This is a genomic window from Acinetobacter sp. RG5 (genome assembly GCF_031844265.1).
GTDB lineage: Bacteria > Pseudomonadota > Gammaproteobacteria > Pseudomonadales > Moraxellaceae > Acinetobacter.
Map to the genome: position 1 here is coordinate 231,214 of NZ_JAUZUV010000001.1, position 19,025 is coordinate 250,238.

Annotated in this window: 19 protein-coding genes and 7 pseudogenes; 9 read left to right on the forward strand and 17 right to left on the reverse strand. The window is 43.7% G+C overall.

Annotated features, from left to right (window positions below; all coding sequences use genetic code 11):
* Positions 1–94: 94 nt before the first annotated feature.
* Together Q9R21_RS01135 and crp are read right to left on the reverse strand one after the other, a co-directional pair.
* A complete protein-coding gene (locus tag Q9R21_RS01135) occupies positions 95–1,144 on the reverse strand; it encodes an NADP(H)-dependent aldo-keto reductase (RefSeq protein ID WP_191112402.1) in 1,050 nt (349 codons plus the stop codon).
* A 173-nt stretch (positions 1,145–1,317) separates the two neighbouring features.
* The gene (gene crp / locus Q9R21_RS01140) at positions 1,318–2,025 is read right to left on the reverse strand and encodes a cAMP-activated global transcriptional regulator CRP (protein WP_004280141.1); all 708 of its coding nucleotides are present in this window, start codon (positions 2,023–2,025) and stop codon (positions 1,318–1,320) included.
* A 147-nt stretch (positions 2,026–2,172) separates the two neighbouring features.
* On the opposite strand from crp, the gene Q9R21_RS01145 reads away from it, so the two are divergent.
* Positions 2,173–2,595, forward strand: coding sequence for an OsmC family protein (locus Q9R21_RS01145; RefSeq protein WP_311203544.1), 423 nt, complete (start codon positions 2,173–2,175; stop codon positions 2,593–2,595).
* Positions 2,596–2,660: 65 nt separating this feature from the next.
* Here the strand turns inward: Q9R21_RS01145 and Q9R21_RS01150 are convergent, their stop codons facing one another.
* A complete protein-coding gene (locus Q9R21_RS01150) occupies positions 2,661–3,698 on the reverse strand; it encodes a metallophosphoesterase (RefSeq protein ID WP_005262073.1) in 1,038 nt (345 codons plus the stop codon).
* Positions 3,699–3,917: 219 nt separating this feature from the next.
* Here Q9R21_RS01150 and Q9R21_RS01155 point away from each other — a divergent pair.
* Positions 3,918–4,448 (forward strand): annotated as a pseudogene (locus Q9R21_RS01155) (transposase); the annotation flags it as partial.
* Between the two features lie 168 nt (positions 4,449–4,616).
* Here the strand turns inward: Q9R21_RS01155 and Q9R21_RS01165 are convergent.
* The 4 genes from Q9R21_RS01165 to Q9R21_RS01180 all read right to left on the reverse strand — a co-directional run bounded on the left by Q9R21_RS01165 (position 4,617) and on the right by Q9R21_RS01180 (position 7,177).
* A complete protein-coding gene (locus Q9R21_RS01165; protein ID WP_071850361.1) occupies positions 4,617–5,399 on the reverse strand; it encodes a sulfite exporter TauE/SafE family protein in 783 nt (260 codons plus the stop codon).
* A gap of 68 nt (positions 5,400–5,467) precedes the next feature.
* Positions 5,468–6,340 carry an MBL fold metallo-hydrolase gene (locus Q9R21_RS01170; RefSeq protein WP_005262089.1) on the reverse strand — a complete coding sequence of 291 codons (873 nt, stop codon included), beginning with the start codon at positions 6,338–6,340 and terminating at the stop codon, positions 5,468–5,470.
* Positions 6,341–6,342: 2 nt separating this feature from the next.
* Positions 6,343–6,759 (reverse strand): DUF6691 family protein, encoded by a 417-nt coding sequence (locus tag Q9R21_RS01175; RefSeq protein ID WP_004646572.1) that lies wholly within the window; start codon positions 6,757–6,759, stop codon positions 6,343–6,345.
* Position 6,760: 1 nt separating this feature from the next.
* Entirely contained in the window at positions 6,761–7,177 is a 417-nt protein-coding gene (locus Q9R21_RS01180) for a YeeE/YedE family protein (protein WP_005251416.1), read from the reverse strand.
* 120 nt (positions 7,178–7,297) lie between these two features.
* On the opposite strand from Q9R21_RS01180, the gene Q9R21_RS01185 reads away from it, so the two are divergent.
* Positions 7,298–7,618 (forward strand): metalloregulator ArsR/SmtB family transcription factor, encoded by a 321-nt coding sequence (locus tag Q9R21_RS01185; protein ID WP_071850363.1) that lies wholly within the window; start codon positions 7,298–7,300, stop codon positions 7,616–7,618.
* Here Q9R21_RS01185 and Q9R21_RS01190 read toward each other — a convergent pair.
* The 4 genes and pseudogenes from Q9R21_RS01190 to Q9R21_RS01205 all read right to left on the reverse strand — a co-directional run.
* Positions 7,615–7,925, reverse strand: a pseudogene (locus Q9R21_RS01190) (DUF202 domain-containing protein). The gene Q9R21_RS01185 and the pseudogene Q9R21_RS01190 overlap by 4 nt on opposite strands.
* 64 nt (positions 7,926–7,989) lie before the next feature.
* Complete coding sequence (gene dsbG, locus Q9R21_RS01195; RefSeq protein ID WP_311203545.1) at positions 7,990–8,730, reverse strand: thiol:disulfide interchange protein DsbG; 741 nt, start codon at positions 8,728–8,730, stop codon at positions 7,990–7,992.
* Positions 8,731–8,748: 18 nt separating this feature from the next.
* Entirely contained in the window at positions 8,749–9,597 is an 849-nt protein-coding gene (locus Q9R21_RS01200; protein ID WP_311203546.1) for a TlpA disulfide reductase family protein, read from the reverse strand.
* Positions 9,594–10,553: pseudogene (locus Q9R21_RS01205) on the reverse strand (cytochrome c biogenesis protein CcdA); the annotation flags it as partial. The pseudogene Q9R21_RS01205 and the gene Q9R21_RS01200, both read right to left, overlap by 4 nt.
* Before the next feature lie 2 nt (positions 10,554–10,555).
* On the opposite strand from Q9R21_RS01205, the pseudogene Q9R21_RS01210 reads away from it, so the two are divergent.
* The 4 genes and pseudogenes from Q9R21_RS01210 to Q9R21_RS01225 all read left to right on the forward strand — a co-directional run.
* Positions 10,556–10,660 (forward strand): annotated as a pseudogene (locus Q9R21_RS01210) (winged helix-turn-helix domain-containing protein); the annotation flags it as partial.
* Positions 10,653–12,033 (forward strand): annotated as a pseudogene (locus Q9R21_RS01215) (ATP-binding protein). The pseudogenes Q9R21_RS01210 and Q9R21_RS01215, both read left to right, overlap by 8 nt.
* Positions 12,034–12,316: 283 nt before the next feature.
* A pseudogene (locus Q9R21_RS14830) lies at positions 12,317–12,463 on the forward strand (IS5/IS1182 family transposase); the annotation flags it as partial.
* 174 nt (positions 12,464–12,637) lie between these two features.
* Entirely contained in the window at positions 12,638–13,621 is a 984-nt protein-coding gene (locus Q9R21_RS01225; protein ID WP_004280160.1) for a potassium channel family protein, read from the forward strand.
* Between the two features lie 114 nt (positions 13,622–13,735).
* Here the strand turns inward: Q9R21_RS01225 and Q9R21_RS01230 are convergent, their stop codons facing one another.
* The 6 genes from Q9R21_RS01230 to arsC all read right to left on the reverse strand — a co-directional run bounded on the left by Q9R21_RS01230 (position 13,736) and on the right by arsC (position 18,137).
* Positions 13,736–14,797: an ArsO family NAD(P)H-dependent flavin-containing monooxygenase gene (locus Q9R21_RS01230; protein WP_004646562.1), complete on the reverse strand. Its 1,062-nt coding sequence runs from the start codon at positions 14,795–14,797 to the stop codon at positions 13,736–13,738.
* A 141-nt stretch (positions 14,798–14,938) separates the two neighbouring features.
* Complete coding sequence (gene arsH, locus Q9R21_RS01235; RefSeq protein ID WP_004280163.1) at positions 14,939–15,643, reverse strand: arsenical resistance protein ArsH; 705 nt, start codon at positions 15,641–15,643, stop codon at positions 14,939–14,941.
* A 4-nt stretch (positions 15,644–15,647) separates the two neighbouring features.
* Entirely contained in the window at positions 15,648–16,688 is a 1,041-nt protein-coding gene (arsB, locus tag Q9R21_RS01240; RefSeq protein ID WP_311203547.1) for an ACR3 family arsenite efflux transporter, read from the reverse strand.
* A 5-nt stretch (positions 16,689–16,693) separates the two neighbouring features.
* Entirely contained in the window at positions 16,694–17,167 is a 474-nt protein-coding gene (locus Q9R21_RS01245; RefSeq protein WP_004280165.1) for an arsenate reductase ArsC, read from the reverse strand.
* A gap of 6 nt (positions 17,168–17,173) precedes the next feature.
* Positions 17,174–17,494 (reverse strand): metalloregulator ArsR/SmtB family transcription factor, encoded by a 321-nt coding sequence (locus Q9R21_RS01250; RefSeq protein ID WP_004646559.1) that lies wholly within the window; start codon positions 17,492–17,494, stop codon positions 17,174–17,176.
* Positions 17,495–17,702: 208 nt separating this feature from the next.
* Complete coding sequence (arsC, locus tag Q9R21_RS01255; protein WP_311203548.1) at positions 17,703–18,137, reverse strand: arsenate reductase (glutaredoxin); 435 nt, start codon at positions 18,135–18,137, stop codon at positions 17,703–17,705.
* 167 nt (positions 18,138–18,304) lie between these two features.
* Between arsC and Q9R21_RS01260 the strand changes: the two are divergent.
* Positions 18,305–18,546: pseudogene (locus Q9R21_RS01260) on the forward strand (S24 family peptidase); the annotation flags it as partial.
* 81 nt (positions 18,547–18,627) lie between these two features.
* Positions 18,628–18,918 (forward strand): hypothetical protein, encoded by a 291-nt coding sequence (locus tag Q9R21_RS01265; protein WP_004280169.1) that lies wholly within the window; start codon positions 18,628–18,630, stop codon positions 18,916–18,918.
* Positions 18,919–19,025: the final 107 nt, after the last annotated feature.

Below are 19,025 nucleotides of genomic sequence, written 5' to 3' on the forward strand. Positions count from 1 at the left end.
TGTTTTCCGGCCATGTTGTTTATCATCAAATTTAATTTCTCATAAAATTAAAACACCCTCGCTTGGAGGGTGCTTTAAAATAACAACACCATGATTATGGTGCCGGATTCGGCTGTTGACGGTGAATATCTTCAATACCTTTCAGTACTTCTTCAGACAGGTCGACTTCAAAAGCCTGAATATTTTCTTTGAGCTGATCCAGATTGGTCGCACCGATAATGGTACTGGTCACAAAGAACTGCTGCTTGATAAAGGCCAAAGCCAATTGGGTAAGACTTAAGCCATGCTGTTCTGCCAGCTGGGCATATTGCTCGGTTGCCCATTCACTTTGCGGATTGCTATAACGGCTAAAGCGGGAGAACAGTGTTACACGCGCATTGGCAGGACGTGCACCATGCCGGAATTTACCGGTCAGATAACCAAATGCCAAAGGTGAATACGCCAACAAGCCCACACCTTCATAATGGGCAATTTCTGACATGCCGATTTCATAAGTACGGTTCAGCAGGTTATATGGGTTTTGTACACTGACAAATTTGGACAAACCTAATTTCTCTGCGAGGTGCAGAAATTTCATCGTGCCCCACGGGGTTTCATTGGAAAGACCAATATAACGGATACGGCCTTTTTTAATTTCATCCTGCAAGGCAGTCAGGGTTTCTTCCAGATCCGTTACGGCACGGTCTTCTGCCGCTTCAGCATTGCCATAACCCAACATGCCAAAGAAATTGGTGGGGCGTTGTGGCCAGTGTAACTGATACAGGTCGATATAATCCGTTTGCAGGCGTGACAATGACTGGTCTATTGCTGCTGAAATTTCATCGGCAACAAAACGGGTTTTACCATCCCGGATATGACTACCACCTTGCGATGGTCCGGCAATTTTTGAGGCTAAAAAAAGTTTGTCACGGCCACCACGGGCAGCGATCCAGTTTCCAATCATGCGCTCGGTGGCGCCCTGCGTTTCAGGTTTTGGCGGTACCGGGTACATTTCCGCAGTATCCCAGAAATACAGTCCCTGATCTAAGGCATAATCCAGTTGCTGAAAAGCCTGTTCTTGCGTGTTCTGCTCACCAAAGGTCATGGTGCCCAAACAAATTTCTGGCAAAAGAATGCCGGTATCCGCCAACGGTCTGAATTGCATAAAAACATCCTGTGAATTTTATTCAGTGAATTGAGATTAAGTGGGCTATAACCTATCAGAATTATAAGGGAGACTTAAATCATCTTTTCTGAGAAGCTTGTTCTAAATTTTTATGTATTGAGTAATGACGCATAAAAAAAGCAAATCCGAAGATTTGCTTTTTAATATCTGGATTATTCGTCTATGGCACCATCTGCCACTGCTTCAGATGCTTCTTCTAATGAAGCATCAAAGATCAGGATGGCTTTACCATCGGTTTCGATCATGCCCTGCTCTTCCAGGGTTTTTAGTACACGTCCGACCATTTCGCGGGAACAGCCAACAATGCGACCAATTTCCTGACGGGTAATACGAATCTGACGGCCATTCGGCAAAATCATCGCTTCTGGCTGTGAAGACAGGTCGATCAGACAACGTGCAATCCGGCCTGAAACATCAATAAATGCCAGATCAGTAACTTTACGTGTGGTATTTTTCAAACGACGTACTAATTGAGCAAATACCGCATAGCTCAGATCAGGATATTGCTTGCTGATTTCGTGAAAGTTTTCATAGGTAATTTCGGCAATTTCACACACATCACGCGTACGAACTTCCGCAGTACGTTGTGGATTAACCTCGAATAGACCCATTTCCCCAAAGAAGTCACCCGCATTTAAATAAGCCACGACAATTTCACGATCATCATCTTCACGAAGAATGATAGATACAGACCCCTTCAGAATTAAATATAAAGATTTAGATTCTGATCCTGCATCAATGATCGTGGTACGTTTTGGATAACGATTAATATATGCACGTTTTAACAGTGCTTTCACGGATTCTGGTAATTGCCCCGGAGAAAGCGCATCAGTGCTTAATTGTGAAAAGTTTGAAGTCATGCTAACAGTTCCGATTATGGATAATTTATAGATCGCACAAGACCTAATGTGAACTTGTCACACAGTGGGATTGAAATTCCGTATCAACCCAATTTATGTTAGTGTACAGTTACTTGACAAATTTATAGCTTTTTTTAGGTAGTTTCAATGCAAACAAGCGTTCATTGGGTAGAGAATGTTGCTTTTAAAGCAAAAACTCAAAGTGGTCATACTATTATCATGGATGGTTCAGCTGAATACGGTGGTGAAAACCGTGGTCCTCGTCCAATGGAGCTACTTTTAACTGGTCTGGGCGGCTGTGCGTCTTTTGATATTGTTACCATTTTAAAGAAGGCTCGTCAGGATATTACCGATGTACGCTGCGAATTAAAGGCTGAACGTGCAGATACAATTCCGGCAGTATTCACGAAAATTCACTTGCATTTTGTAGTGACCGGCAAAGCGATTAAAGAGAAACAGGTCGCAAAAGCCGTAGAACTTTCTGCTGAAAAATATTGCTCTGCCAGCAAAATGCTGTCTGATGGCGGTGTTGAAATCACCCATGATTATGAAATAATCGAAGCAGAATAAAATCTAGATTCTGTAAAAAAGCGGCTGGAAAAGCTGCTTTTTTTGTATCAGAAAATTGCCTTTTCTCAGAACCGCTGAACTGAATACTGATTGCCATCTTCAAAGCTCAAGATATTTTCTGGAAATCTTAAGGCGCCGAGTCGATGTCTGAACGCGACACCCTGTTGACGATCGAGATAGCGTTTACCCACTGAATAATCCACACAAAATACGTTTTGTTGCTGTCCATACCATTGCAGTGCATCGATCGATTTGAGTAAACCGGTTTTTTCTTCAGTAGATTTAAAGTTCCGCCAATAATGTCCAGTAATGACTGGAATTTGGTCGGTATAGCTGTCCCACCATGGCACGCGGTCGATCATCCGCCACCTTCCACCGGCATAAATCGGTTCTAAGGCGATTTTTTCCGCACCAGAAGTAATGACCCGAATGGGATTGTGCATTTGCTCACGTAGCTCTTTTTCTGCGAGATGTTGCAATAAAGGTAAAGTTGCAGCCGGGTCTTTGAACTGGTGTTGGTAGCGTTGCTGCTCTATCTGGATGAATTCATTAATACCTAAGGCTTGCAGATCCAGCGCTGTATGTTGAACGAAATCAGCATAGGCTTCGCCAAGCGAAGTAAAACCAGAATTGCGTAATTGATCAATTGATCCTTGATGCCAACAGGCATGCACAACACGCAGCTGCTCCGACTCCAAGGCCAACGGTAAGCTATTTAAAAAATCCAGAATCCATTGTCGATCTTTGATTGAGGCTTGGATCGAATCAAAAGGTTTCAGATCATCCTGATGCGGTGAACCAAAAAACCAGCCATTGCCTTCCCGCAAAGTATCGGTCAATAGGTTCAATTCATGATTACCCATCACACATTGTGCATAGCCTTCATCTACCAGCTGTTTGACGCGTTTGATCACCGCAACACTGTCTTGCCCCCGGTCACATAGATCACCGACAAAAATTAGTTTGCGCTGTTCTGGATGATGACCATTCCGGTCATAACCTAATACCTGGATCAGTTGTTCCAGCGCGGCAATCTCACCATGAATATCCCCCACGATGTCCACGGGACCAGTGAAAGCCTGCTGTATAAATGAGTACTTCATTTATGCATCCTGAATTAAGTCTAAAACAGAATATATCCCTATGAGTATGCTTTAAATTTATGAAGATCTGAATACAGAATGAATCATCATTTAAATAATTTAACCCGAATCACGGATAAGAAATTGACTTGAAAAATAAGAGGACTAGAGCCATCAGTTGAGTTACCAAACCAAACTCACAACTCTAGTCCTGATGTTCAATAGTACCGATTCTGCTTAATTGATGATTTCTTTCTTAAATTTGAAGCAACTTATTGGAAGTTCCTCAAACAAAGTCATCATTCTCTAAGAATCAGAAATGCTCAGCTCACAATTTCAGAAATCTGCTTTATCACCATTTGGTACAAATGTTCTCATTTCAATAATTTCAAAGCCTTTTTTACATGGCTAAAGCTGGATAAAAGCTTTTTATTTAAGCACTTGCCTTGCTGCCAACGCATGATTCACTTGATCAATAGGCATGAATTAGCACTACATGCCCTGTATGTAGCTTTGATGAAAGGCAAAGATAAACAATACTTATAGATTGATTCAACAACGCTACCTGTTTGTAAAAATCAACGTATTCAATGCCATAAATCATTAGCCCAAATCGCATCACGTGGCAAAAGTTCTATGGGTTGGTTTTATGGCTGTAAATTACATATCGTGATGAACCAATTTGGTGAAATTAGTTGTTCTGCTTTATCGAATGGACATGTTGCTGACATAAAAATGGTTGAGCAATTGGTTGATGGTTTTGCATCGCTTCAAACAGTTCATTTACGCTGACTTCCTGAATCCGGCTTTTTGCATTCTGGATCAATTGCTCTGCAGTTTTCATCATTTTCATTCTTCCTCGGCCATTAAAATTATATTTTGTATAAACGATGCTCAGGTAGATTGAAAGCGTTTGAGTTTAAATTTCCAACTGGCTATTTAGCCCATGAGCGCTGAATAGATTAAATACATCGCCACCCCAACCACGGTAGTGGCAAATATTTTCTGTACCTTGTTACTGTCAATCCGCTGCATCAGACTGCGTCCAATTAACATCCCGACAATACAGGCCAGGACAAAGGTCAGCGTAACCGAAACAGGATATTGAAAGCCATCCAGCACGTGTGCAGAAATACTGACCCCACCAATCAGGAAAATAATCATCAGGGAAGTCGCAACGATACTGCGCATATCAAGGTCGGTGAATTTACGCAGGGCTGGAACAATTACAAAACCACCCCCCACCCCCAACAGACCGGTTAATAAACCTGCCACAACACCAATACCTGCTAGGAACGAAGCAGTTTTGACATTCCAGATCAGACGACCGGTCGATTGATTGACCTTGCACGGTGCATTGCCATGGTCGGTCACTTTATTAAAAAAGATCCGGTAAGCCACGATCAGCATGACCAGACTGAAAGCCAGCGTCAGCCAGACCGGAGAAACGATATCGGCCAGATGCACGCCATAACGCGCTGTAGGAATACTAATGAGAGCAATCCAGAGGGCAGCGCGATAACGTACAATACGCTTGAACAAACCCTCGAACGTTCCGACCAAGGCCGACAGCGTGACCGCAAGCAATCCCACCGGCGCAGCCTGGGCCACCGTCCAACCCTGGGTCGTCATCAGTGCAGGTACAGCCAGAATACCGCCACCGGCACCGGTCAAACCCAATAGCACTCCGATAACTAGCCCTTCAAGTATTAATGCCCACATCGCCCTCTCCCTTATCCACAAAAATGATTCAATAAAGGTTGAACTTTTTGTTGAATCACGACACAAGCTTATTTGAAGTAGTTAAGAGGAAGCTTGAGGTAAGAAACACCGTTTTGTTCTGGCTCAGGAAACTGTCCTGCTTTCATATTGATCTGAATCGCCGGTAGAATCAGCTTAGGCATACTCAGTCCTGAATCCCGCTGATTTCGCATCTGAGCAAATTCAGCTTTACTGATTCCCTGATGAATATGGATATTCTGTTTTTTCTGCGTCTGTATATCAGATTCACACACATACGATTCACGTGTTTCAGGCAGATAGTCATGACATAAAAAGACCCGGGTATCTTCTGGCAACTGAAACAGGCTTTGCACCGAATCATAAAGCTGTTCTGCGCTGCCTCGCGGAAAATCACAACGTGCTGTACCATAATCTGGCATGAACAACGTATCACCCACAAAAACCGCATCGCCAATCACATAACTCAGGCAAGCAGGCGTATGTCCCGGTGTTGGAATGTTATAGGCTTTCAATGTTCCAATTTGGAACGACTCATGATCTTCAAATAAATAATCAAAGAGCTGCTGAGCATTCCATTGTTTAATATCCAGATGATAAATCGCGCCAAAAGTTTCCTGAACAATACCAATTTTCTGGCTCATGGCAATTTTGCCACCCAGTTCTTCTTTGAGATATTGCGCTGCAGTTAAATGATCAGCATGGACATGGGTTTCGAGAATCCACTCGACCGTTAAACCCTGCTCTTTAATATAGGCAATAATTTTATCGGCATGAATAGTGGATGTACTTGCTGATGCCGGATCATAATCCAGAACGCTATCAATAATGGCGCAGGCTTTGGTCGCCGGATCACGTACAACATAACTGAAGGTATTGGTATCTTCGTGAAAAAAATCTTTTACTATAGGTAAATTTGACATCGTTAAGCTCCTGACCATTTACGGTGAATCCATACACCCACCAGCATTGCTACAATAAAATAGAGCACTTGATAGTGGCCCAAACCGATCAAAGTGAAACTTGGCGCCGGACAGATGCCGGCAATGCCCCAACCTGCACCAAATAAAACCGCACCCGTGATCAGCTTCTTATCTATCTGATTATTTTTAGGTAAATCAATAGGTTCATTAAATACTGTTTTCGGTTGCGCCGTACGTAATGCTTTCTGGAAGGGAATAAAGGCCACAGTAATCGCGCCCATCATCACAAAGGCCAGACTGGCATCCCAATCGCCAAACAGATCCAGGAAATCGAGTACTTTTTCCGGATTGGACATGCCCGATACCATCAATCCCACAGAGAACAGCGCACCAAATAAAAAGGCAAACACATTTTTCATTTTAGAATGCTCCTGTGATATGACGGATAATATAAACAGCGACAAAACCTGCAAACATAAAAGTCATGGTCGCGATGATAGAACGCTTAGACAGCCGACTAATGCCACAAATTCCGTGACCACTGGTACAGCCCGAACCCAAACGTGTCCCAAAGCCTACCAGCAGACCTGCCACAATCATCATCAATGGGCTGGCATTCAATTCGATTTCAGGTTGTACAAACAGACCATAAATAAACGGTGTAATGATCAAGCCTGATAAAAACCAGATCGCAGGCGTTTTAAATACGGTTTTTGGGTTTAATACCTGCCCAACCAAACCACTGATTCCTGCAATACGGCCATTGACATACAGATAGCCGACCACTGAAAGTCCGAGCATTAAACCGCCAATAAATGCGATGAGGAAGTCATGCATGGTGAATCAATCTCTATACAATATACTTTTTTATATTATATATTAAAAAATAATAATCAAGCAGTTTTGTGGTAAATTGTGTAAACTGCATGGGTTACATCAAAGGTTTCAAGGACATCTATGGATATGATTGCTGCAAATGCCAAAATTGATTTTTCACAGGTCGATTTCGTCAGCCAATGCCTAAAAGTTTTAGCCAATCCTGATCGTCTGAAAATCTTATGTGTCCTGGTTGACGGGGAAATGAATGTTCAGGAAATTGAAGAATCTGCCGATATTCATCAACCTACACTTTCACAACAGCTGACTGTACTGCGTAAGGCCGACATGGTTGGCACCCGACGTGAGGGCAAACAGATTTTCTATCGTCTGAGTGACCCCAAGGTCTTGAGCCTGATGCAAAAGCTGTACGAGCTGTATTGCGCCCAGCCCTCTTCTTAGTGCAGCCAAAAAGAAATGATCAGAAGCAGTCCGCTAAAAGCAGTAAACAGATTTAGCCATACGGGATACTGGGTGTAATAACCTTCAATAAATTCCGGCGGTCGCAGTGATGTCAAACCCCGTCGATATTGCAGGATTGAGGCGAAATTCACCAACATACCAAATACAATCACCGCAATCCCCATCCACTGTGCATAGGCTATTTTTATGCATAACGTTGATGATCGACTAATTACAATAGCCGGTTGGTTTTTTTAATCACAAAACCCAATGCAATTAATGTCAGACCACTCCGGTTTCATGCCAGAGCGGTTCATTCCAAAGCAAACAGTATCCGTGGATGATCCAAAGTTGACATATCTCATCCAATCTTATTGTTCAAAAATTTCCTTGACGTCCATCGCCAGGCCTTGAGTGGATTTAAATTCACCCTGATTATTTTTCCAGGCCATCGACGGTGTGGAGAAAAAGCCGTATTTCCCCATTAGGGCCTGGTTGGCATCAATTTTTGCAGCAATTTCGGCAGGAATCTTTTCCATTTTCTTGAGCTGCTTTTTGCCTTTATTCTTGTTTATATCATTAAAAACTGCTGCTGGATTTTTCGACATTAACAATGTGGCCACCTGGCCACGGCTTTCTTCACGGATCACACCGACCTGAATATGACGCAACTGCACCTTGCCTGATTCGACCCAAGGCCGAGCCGCCTGCCAGAATTTATAGCAATATGGGCAATTCGGATCGGAAAAGATATAGACCACCCGTGGTGCATCTGGCTTGCCATCCTGGATCCAGGTCGATTTTTCCAGGGTTTTCCATACATCGTCCAATACCGCTTTTTTCATATGCTTTTCAATCTGCTCATTGGAAAGGCTTTTCCCTTGTGCATCAAACAGTTCGCCCTTGATATAGTATTTATCATCGTTGGAGATAAATACCGTATTGGAATACTGGTCTTCATGCCCTACCCAGCCAGTCATTCCTTGCGGTGCCGGAATCTGTTTTACAAACACAAAACCCTGTTTTTCAATATGCTGTTTAATATTTGCCTGTGTGTGCATGCTCATGATCAGGAACATGCCTGCACCAAGCACCTGGTGAATTTTGTTCATACTAAGTCCTTCCGTTTTTTAAGGTTGATCTGAAATTCTGTTTAAATATTGCTGCAACATGGCCGGACTGAGTTCCCCCATATGCCGCTCGACCAGCTGGCCTTGAGCATTAAAAAACAGCGTCGTTGGCAGGCCAAAACTATTCAGCTGCTGGGGTAGTTCACCATATGGGTCCAGCAGGACATGTTTAAATTGAAACTGATGTTTTTTTAAATAGGCATTTACAGTTTCAACCTCCTCACCCTGATTGAGCATGACAAAATTCACTTGAGGGTGCTGCTCGGCTGCTTTGGCTAACACCGGCATTTCGCGGTGACACGGCGGACACCAGCTCGCCCACAAATTAATTACCGTGGGCTGGCCAATGAACTGGCTGAGTGGAATCTTGTCTGTATCCAGACGCTCCTGTTCTAGTCCAGCAAAGGCGAGATCAGGAAACGCTGCTTCAGTTTTTAGGCTGGATTTGAATACGAGCCCAAGCCCGATCCAGAGTACCAATATGATCAACAAGATGGCTTTGAATCGGGTCTGCAACTGTCTGTTTCGAATGACATACCATAAAGCACCAATTAGCACCCCTCCCCATAAATGAAAACCTTTGTCCTGGATTTTCAGTATGTCGATGGGTGCTGCAAAATACAGCTCGGCATTAAGCAGGACGAAAACAAGACGCGCACCCAGCATTCCAACCAAAAAACTGCTCCAGAGCAAATCCTGACTTTGTCCAAGCAGCTGTTTAGACCATGAATACTTTCTGGCTAATCCAAACAAAATGGCAGATAATAGCATCAAGCCAGTTGCAACAATAATGAGGGACCAGGGCAACATCAAAGGTCCCAGATGCAGTGCATCACTGGAAATCATCATGGTTGTTCCCCTTGCAGTTGCTGCAATTTACCGAGCAAATGTGTCGCGCTAAAGCTTCCGGTTAAACGCAACTCGCGTTGTTCCTGATGCGCTGCATTTAGAAATATGAAGGTGGGTGGTCCGAGGATTTGCCATTCTTTTAGCAGCTCATCCTGACTTGGATGATAGTGGGTCAGGTCTAATTTGATACGAACCACATTTTGTAAAGCAGCCTGAACATCACTACGTGGAATCACTTCCTTTTCGATCGGTTGACAGGCCACACACCAGTCCGCATAGACATCAATCACCACCGGCTGTGCAGGATGTTTGGCTAAAACCTGTTGCAATTGTGCGGCTGTACTGACTCTCTGCCATTCAAGCCGTGATTCTACATGGGCCACCTGTACCTGACTCCAGACATGATAGAGCTGCATGCCTCCTGCATAGACCAGTAAACCACTGAGCAGCATCAGGCCTATTTTCGCTACAGACCGATGCACATGAGGCAGCATCTTGAACAAGAAGTAGCCTGAACAGGTGATCAGTACCACACCCAAAAGGCTCAGGTATAAAATGCCGGGCAATAGTGGACGGGCGAAATACAAGGCCAGAGCCAGCATGACAAAGCCAAAACTAAACTTCAGGCGATCCATCCATATGCCAGGTTTGGGTAAAAGATGGGACCCAAATACGGCAGCAATAAATAGCGGCAAGCCCAGCCCAAAGCCTAAGACGAACAGATAACTGGCTCCCAGCATCGGTTGATTGAGCTGAGACACATAGATTAAGGCACCGGCCAACGGCGCACTCATACATGGCCCGACAATCAGTGCAGCGATCATGCCCATAAGACCGGCACCAATCAGCGTGCCACCCTTCTGCTTTTGCTGCCATTGATCCAGACGCTGTAACATTCCTTGGGGTAAGGACAGCTGAAATGCTCCAAACAGATTAAGTGCGAACAAAACAAACAAAGAATGTACACATTTATCACCTGAGACAAAAACTGCATCCAGATTTAATTCAGACCATTCGTGGTGTGGGATATATTTTTAAACCGTTTGAGCAGCGTCATGTTTAGTCACAGCTTGAAATGGCGTTTGGTCATGAGTCTTTTGGCCGTGTTTATTGTGCTGTGGAGTGCAGTATTTTCATGGCTGTATATTGACCTGAAACAGCGTTTACAAGACACACTGGATCAACGCTTATCGGCATCTGCACAAATGGTTGCCCGGCTGATTCAGCAGTTACCGCTGGATAGTCTAGGGGATGCAACCTTATCCAAATTAGCCAAGAATGATGATGCAAACCAGTTAATTGCCTGTGAAGTTTCTCTTTTTAGCTCTGACATCTCGTTAGGTAATCAGGTGATTGCCAAAACACGCGGTGCCCCCCCAAAATTTAAGCCAGCGACCAGAAGGATTCAGCACCTGGCAGCAGGGTGATACGGAATGGCGCAGTTATGTTCTGCGTCGTGGCGATATTCAGGTGGTGGCAGCAGAACGTATGTTCTTGAGGGATACCTTACTACAGCAGATTCTGCAGTCCGTACTGATTCCCTTGGTCTTCTCACTGCTGATCTGTATTGCCCTGATCATCTTTATTATCCGCAGACAGTTCCGGTCTTTGGATCAGCTCAGTCAATACCTGAACCAGAAAAACCTTAGCTATTCAGAGGTGGCAGATTTTTTAATGCAGCTCAAGCCTGCAAGTATTCCCCAAGAAGTACAGCCTTTTGTCAACAATTCCACGCAGTTGATTCAAAAACTCAATGACAGTCTGCAACAGGAGAAAGCCTTTAGTGCCTATGCTGCACATGAATTACGCAGTCCCCTGACTGCAATTAAAACCCATGTACAACTGGCCCAGCTGATCGGTCAGCAGCAGCACCTGCCTGAATCCATTCAGCATAATTTGCAGCAGGCCAATGAGAGTATCCGGCGTTATACGCTGTTACTCGAGCAGCTTTTATTGCTGACCCAATCAGAAAACAGTATCCAGGCAATGCCTGAGGCCATCTGGCTTCGCCCCACACTTGAGAAAGTTCTTGCAGACTTAGGTACACGCTATCCAGAAATGAACAAAAAAATACAAGTAAACTGGGACAACTTGGGCGAAATTCAGCTGCCTGAATTTGTGCTGTATACCGTACTGAAAAATCTGCTTGAAAATGCCCTGCTGCATGCACAGGCTGCCCATATCTGGATTTCCATGCAGTCTGGTTGCCTAGTGATTGAAGATGATGGACAGCAACTGACAGCACAGGATATCCAACATTTAGGACAACGCTTCTGGCGCAAATCTGCTCAGCAGCACGGCCATGGTTTAGGACTGGCATTGACCGCTAACCTGTTAAAACAGTATGGCTATCAGCTCTCTTTCAATGCCCGACAGCCCTATGGGCTTCGCATTGAAATCAATTCAATACATTCGAAAACCCTAGAGATTTTTTGAAATAAAAATTCTTACTTTTCAACATCCAATAAAGATATCACCAATTCAAATCACTTCCTTTGTTTATACAAATAACTTTTTCTTCAACAAAAACCTTCTCTGTATTCTCAAGTTTATGATCAGGCGATCACAACGCACTTTTAATTTTTAGCATAGAAACAGGTATAAAAATAATAAGACCCCTCTATGAAAACAAAAATGCCAGAGAAAAAAGATCACTTGATGCAACTAGGCCTGTCACCAATTAGCTTAAAAAAATCTAATCTGTCCTCATTATTTTTTCATGACTAAACGCTATGCATTAAGAGATGATCAGTGGGAACAGATTAAGGATCTGTTGCCCGGACGAGCAAGTACTGTTTGAGTAACTGCCAAAGACAACAGGGTATTTGTTGAAGCAGTATTGTATCGGTATCGTTCAAGTATTCCGTAGTGAGATTTACCAGAATGCTTTGGGGGTTTTAGAGTCGTGCACACTCGCTTTAGCCCTAAAAATCCAGGATAATCACCACCCCACAGTTCTGATTAATTTTTTAAAAATTTCCTTTCGATGGCCGGGCTTGCGCTAAACTCAAAGCATCTTATCGCACCGTAATGCACTGTTATGGAATTCAAGGCCTGGTATAAGCTTCGCAGATTTATTTATGACAATTTGCATAATGAAGAACACGAAAGCATCTTAAGTCGCGTCATCAATATATTTCTGATTATATTGATTATTGGGAATACTGCTGCCGTTTTACTTGAATCAATCAATGACCTCTATCAATCCTATCAGCTGCTGTTTGATGCCTTTGAATTATTCTCGATCTTTATTTTTACCCTGGAATATTTATTAAGATTTTGGGCCATTGCGGAAAAAGACCCCTTTGAAGGTGCATGGAAAAACCGATGGTTATGGATCCGTAGTGGCGGTGCCATCATTGACCTGTTGGCGATTCTCCCGGCCTATATTAACTTCTTTGTGCATCTCGATTTACGCTTCCTGCGAATCCTTCGATTATTCAGATTACTTAAATTAACCCGTTATTTCGTCTCCCTGCAGATTTTATTGCGGGTGATCAAGCGCGAAAAGGGCTCATTTCAGGCGGTTATTTTTATCCTGCTGATCATGATCATCATCGCGGCGGCTGGAGTATATGTGGTTGAAAATAAGGCTCAACCAGAAGTCTTTAGCTCCATCCCTGCATCCATGTGGTGGGCAGTGGTGACACTGACCACGGTCGGCTATGGCGATGTGACACCAATCACCCCCTTAGGCCGCTTTCTAGGGGCTTTAATTACTATTTTAGGGGTGGGTCTGGCAGCGCTTCCTGCGGGTATTCTGGCAAATGGTCTGGCCAATGAGCTGAGACAGCGCAAGCACAAACTGGAATTAAGATTTCGTGAACTGCTCGATGATGCAGAAATTGACTTAATTGAAGATCAAGAAAAAATTGAAATTTTACGTAAAGAAGTCGGACTGAGCAAAGAACAAATGCAGGATATCCTGTTAGAACTTATTCATGAGCGTAAGAAAGAACAACTCGAGCAGGAAAAAAACAAATATTTCTTCTGTCCACATTGTGGGCATAAGTTACCTGATTAAATTCGAACGTCAATGCAAGCGTATCATCACGAGCATCAGACCATCGGGTATGATGCTCGTTGCAGACAGATACTATTCACTCAATCCACTCGACTGAATCAGGATCAAATCCTCTCAGGCCAAAAATGCAGCGATGTCTTCCGCTACTGCCCGAGCTGTCCGGGAAACCCCGACCAGCGTGGCCGAAGCAGCACCGGTCCATTCTCCATAGCCCACCAGCCATAAATTTGGTACCTGAACAGAGCGGCCATTCTGAACCGCAATGGTCTGGTCCGGCTGGATAATTCCGAGGCTGCTGAGGTGATTCAGCGCCGCCTTAAATCCTGTACACCAGATCACCACATCCACATGCGCTGTGCTGCCATCTTCCCAAATCACGCCATGTTCTGTAAAAGCTGAAAATGGACGCCTGCTCTGCAAAATGCCTCGCTCACGTGCATCTTTAACTGAATCAATCATGACAATATCACCCAACCCCCCAATGGGCTGCTCAATCTTTCTACCTTCCTGCTGGGCTTTCAGGCGCTCAGTCGCCCTTAAGAACAGGACACGGCCATCGACATCATCTGCCAGAAACTGCGGCGGTGTCTGGGTGATCCAAAGCGTTTCGGCCACCTGAGATACTTCTGCCAAGATTTGTGCACCAGAGTTACCGCCACCCACCACCATGACTTTCTTGGTTTTAAATAACTCAGCATTTTTATAATCTGCGGAATGCAGTTGTACGCCCTGAAAATGCTCACGGCCGGCATACTCGGGAATAAATGGTTGGCTCCATGTCCCTGTAGCGCTTACCACCGCTTTGGCTTTCCAGGATTGTTCCCCGGCATAAACCTCTAAATACTGGCCCTTACTTTCCACGCGTTCCACACGCACCGGACGAACTACAGGAAAGTGATAGCGCTGCTCATAGGCGGTCAAATAATCGATCACCTCATTGCGGGTCGGATAGGTCTGTTCGGTCGCCGGCATCATCCAGCCTGACAGCGAACTCCAGCTATTCGGGGAGAAAAGGCGCAAGGACTCCCAGGCATGCTGCCAGGCACCTCCAGGCTGAGGCTGATCATCTAGGATGATAAACGGAATGTTCTTACGCTTTAAGAAATAAGCCGTGGACAAACCGGCCTGTCCACCACCGATGATGATCACATCAACTTCAGCTTGTAATTGAGCCAAAATATTTCCCCCCTTCTTTATTGTCATCAAATAAAAACCCAGCCTGCTTATCAGACTGGGCGTATTTCATAAAATTTTCAAGCGTTTAAATTAGCCTTCCATTGCTCAAGATACTTTTCAGTCTCTCTGATCACCTAGAATTTATAAACTACGCTGATTTACCCGTTTGGAAAGCTCTTCAGCCGATTCCTTGCGTTCCGAATAACGGTTGGTCAAATAAGCACTTTGCCCACGGGTTAGTAAAGTAAACTTATACAGTTCTTCCATCACATCGACAATCCGGTCATAGAATGCTGATGGCTTCATTCGTCCATCTTCTTCAAATTCCAGGAATGCTTTTGGAATTGAAGACTGATTTGGAATCGTGATCATCCGCATCCAACGCCCCAAAACACGCATCTGGTTCAGACTATTAAAGGACTGTGATCCCCCACTGACTTGCATCAAGGCAAGGGTTTTTCCCTGAGTGGCACGAATTGCACCCCCTGCCAGAGGAATCCAGTCAATCTGCGATTTAAAGATGGAACTCATAGAACCATGGCGTTCCGGTGAACACCACACCATACCTTCAGCCCATGCCAGAAGCTCATGCAGTTCTTTTACTTTTGGATGTTCAGTATCAGCATCTTCCGGTAAAGGTAGCCCTTTCGGATGGAAGATTTTTACTTCTGCCCCAAAATATTCAAGGATTCGACCAGCTTCAAGAACTGCAAGGCGACTGTAAGAACGTTCCCGATTAGACCCATAGAGCAGTAAAATCCGAGGAGGATGAGCTAGTTCTTTGGCTTGGACTTTTTCAAAGGTGGGTTGTTCAATAAGATTTGGATCTACGTTAGGCAGGTTCATCGGATCAAGCCTCTTTAAAATATTTCTTTCTTAGCCACAGTGAAACACTCACTAAAGCAATTAACACAGGTACTTCAACCAATGGCCCAATAATCGTGGTAAAAGCAACTGGCGAAGCGATACCAAAAGTTGCAATAGCGACTGCAAGTGATAATTCAAAATTATTTCCAGCCGCAGTAAATGAGATTGCAGCAGTTTTTGGATAATCATTGCCCATCCATTTACTCATAAAGAAGCTAATAAAGAACATGGCCACAAAGTAAATGATTAAAGGAATCGCGATGCGTAAAACTTCCAGTGGAAGACTTACGACATCACCTCCTTTTAAGCTAAACATCGCCAAAATCGTAAACAGCAAAGCCATCAAACTCAGCGGGCTGATTTTTGGAATGAACTTGTTTTGATACCATTCTACGCCTTTTTGTTTCACCAAAATTAAGCGCGTTAAGAAACCCAATAAGAACGGAATTCCAAGATAAACCAGAACAGCATGGGTAATGGTCCAGAAGCTAAGATTGATCACTCGAGCTTCAATACCAAAATATGGCGGAAGGAAGGTCAGGAATAACCAGGCATAGGTACTGAAGAATAAAATCTGGAAAATACTGTTAAACGCCACCAATGCTGCAACATATTGGTTATCACCACAGGCCAGACCATTCCACACCAGTACCATGGCGATACATCGAGCTAAACCAATCAGGATCACGCCTGTCATATACTCTGGATAGCTATGCAAAAAAATCACAGCCAACGCAAACATCAGTACCGGAGCAATCAACCAGTTTTGAATTAAAGATAGCGTCAGGGTTTTCTTATCCTTAAACACTTGCGGCAAGGTCGCATAATCCACTTTTGCCAGGGGTGGATACATCATCAGAATCAGACCAATCGCGATTGGAATATTGACTGAATTAATACTGAATTGATCCAGAGCAACCGATGCTTGAGGAAAAAAGTTTCCTATGGCGATGCCTAACGCCATGGCAATAAAAATCCAGAGCGTCAGGTTGCGATCTAAAAAGGACATGCGTTTTTCAGACATGTGACTTACTCAACATTCGAAATTTGATTAATCGCTGCAATCAATTGCGAGCGAGAAAGCTCATTTACGTTAAGTTTAAACAAAGCATCCAAGCGACGATTGATATGTTCAACAGTGCTCATAAAGGCTTTCATTTTTTCTTCTTTATCCACCTCTAAATGGGACGGATCAGACAGGCCCCAGTGCGCCTTGATCGCTCCGCCAAGATAAAGAGGACACGCTTCCTGTGCAGCCGCATCACAGACGGTAATCACCACGTCTGGCTGATACTGTTCACAGGCATCAATGCTTTTGCTGGATAAGCCTTCAGTCGACAAGCCCAGATTGTGCAGGGTTTCAAGCGTCAAGGGATGCACCTGACCGGAAGGTTTGCTGCCGGCACTGTAAGCGACCCAGCCTTCTGGCGCACGGCTATTGAACAACACTTCAGAGAGAATGCTGCGGCAACTGTTCCCCGTACATAAAAACAAAAATTTCATGAAAACTTACTCGCAATGGCTCTGAATCGATAGAGCGGAAGAATCAAATAAAACCGGAACCTCACTAGCTTTTAGCACGTCCAGAATTTCAAAACACCAGGCCGGCAATTGCTGATTAATGCTGTAGTACACCCACTGGCTTTGCCGGCGATCGTTGAGTAAACCACAAGAACGTAACAAGGCCAGATGACGTGAAATTTTCGGCTGGCTTAACTGCAGTTTATCGGTCAGATCACAGACGCATTGCTCTTTGTTTTGTGCAATTAGCAGGACAATACTGAGACGTGTTTCATCAGATAAACATTTAAAAAACTGAACGTGGTCCATAATTGCTCCCATTTTTTATGCAAATATACACATATCCATATATATGGTAAAGATGACCTGTCAAAAATGATATCCAGATCAGAATATGCCTACCAGAAAGCGCTCGCTTGAACAATTTCCCGCTTTTTCCGATATAGGTCATCGTCAATGTGTTTTTCAGATAAAAAAGCTCCAATCAAGTTGAAGCTTTTTCGCATGGAGGGACACTTTATTTTACCCGATTGCCCTGTTCATCCACGATGATTTCACCGTCTTCTTTGGCAAAGGCTTTTAATTGTGGCAAAGGCAGAATATCCAGTACCACTTCCGATGGACGGCATAATCGGGTTCCAAACTCGGTAACCACCAACGGGCGATTGATCAGGATCGGATGTTGCAGCATGGCATCCAGCAGTTTCTCATCGCTCCAGCCGGCATCATCCAGATTCAGCTCGGTGTAGGGATCGACATTTTTACGGAGCACTTCACGAACCGTCAAACCGGCATCCCGAACCATGTTGACCAGCTGATCTTTCGAGGGTGGCGTAAGCAGATATTCGATCACTTCCGGCTCAATTCCCGCATTGCGAATTAACGCCAGCGTATTGCGTGAGGTGCCACAGGCCGAGTTATGATAAATTTGGACTTTTGGCATTTGATTCATGAGCTTCCCTCTTATCAATGAATCATAGTTTTATATATGAATATACGCATATTCGCAATATAAAATATATGTGCTTTATGAATAAAATCTGAGATGAGGACTCTAAAACCATTGGAAACAGTTTCAAAATGAGGCTGTCTTATGTCTAGGATACTGGGAGCAGTCCAGTTGATCCGGATGCTTATTACGGAGACATGCAATCTGATGACATTATTATGGTTCGTTACGGTGATGATGCTACTTTCAAAAATTAGTTATTGAGACAAATGGAAAAAGATATCTTCAGGCTCTAAGTCCAGAGTTCAAGCCGAATATTATTGAGTTAAACAACCAATGTATATTTGTAGGTCAGGTAGTTAACTGTATACGCTATGTTTATCGAGCGAGAACAAGATTTAGAAAGAATTAACAAAAGTCAATATATTCAGCGTTGTCTAAATTGATAAAATCGCCGTTTTCTACAGAAAATTTAAGATTGTTAAGGATTGAAGTGAATATTCAAAATGATTTACCAGAACTAAGTAATTACAGTGAGTTAAGCAGTAAAGAGCAATTAACTATCCATCAAATGCTTATTTCGTACGTACGCTCAGATCACCTCTATAATATTATCTTGACCCATAATGTTGAACCTTACGACTTAGTTAAACTTGTAAGTATTAGTTTTGAGAATAGAGATGCTGCTATCTGGGTTCATTTTGAAACTATTACAGCTGAGAGACTGACAATGCCTCTCGATTTTATTTCAAGAATAGAAGTATGTAATTACGAAGTTTTTTAAGACTAGAATCGAGTCCCCCTAGCGTGGGGATTTATGTTAAATAAGATCTAAGACAAAATAGAAATACTCCTGGTAACATACATAAGAAGCCAGCAGCTTTTGCAGCC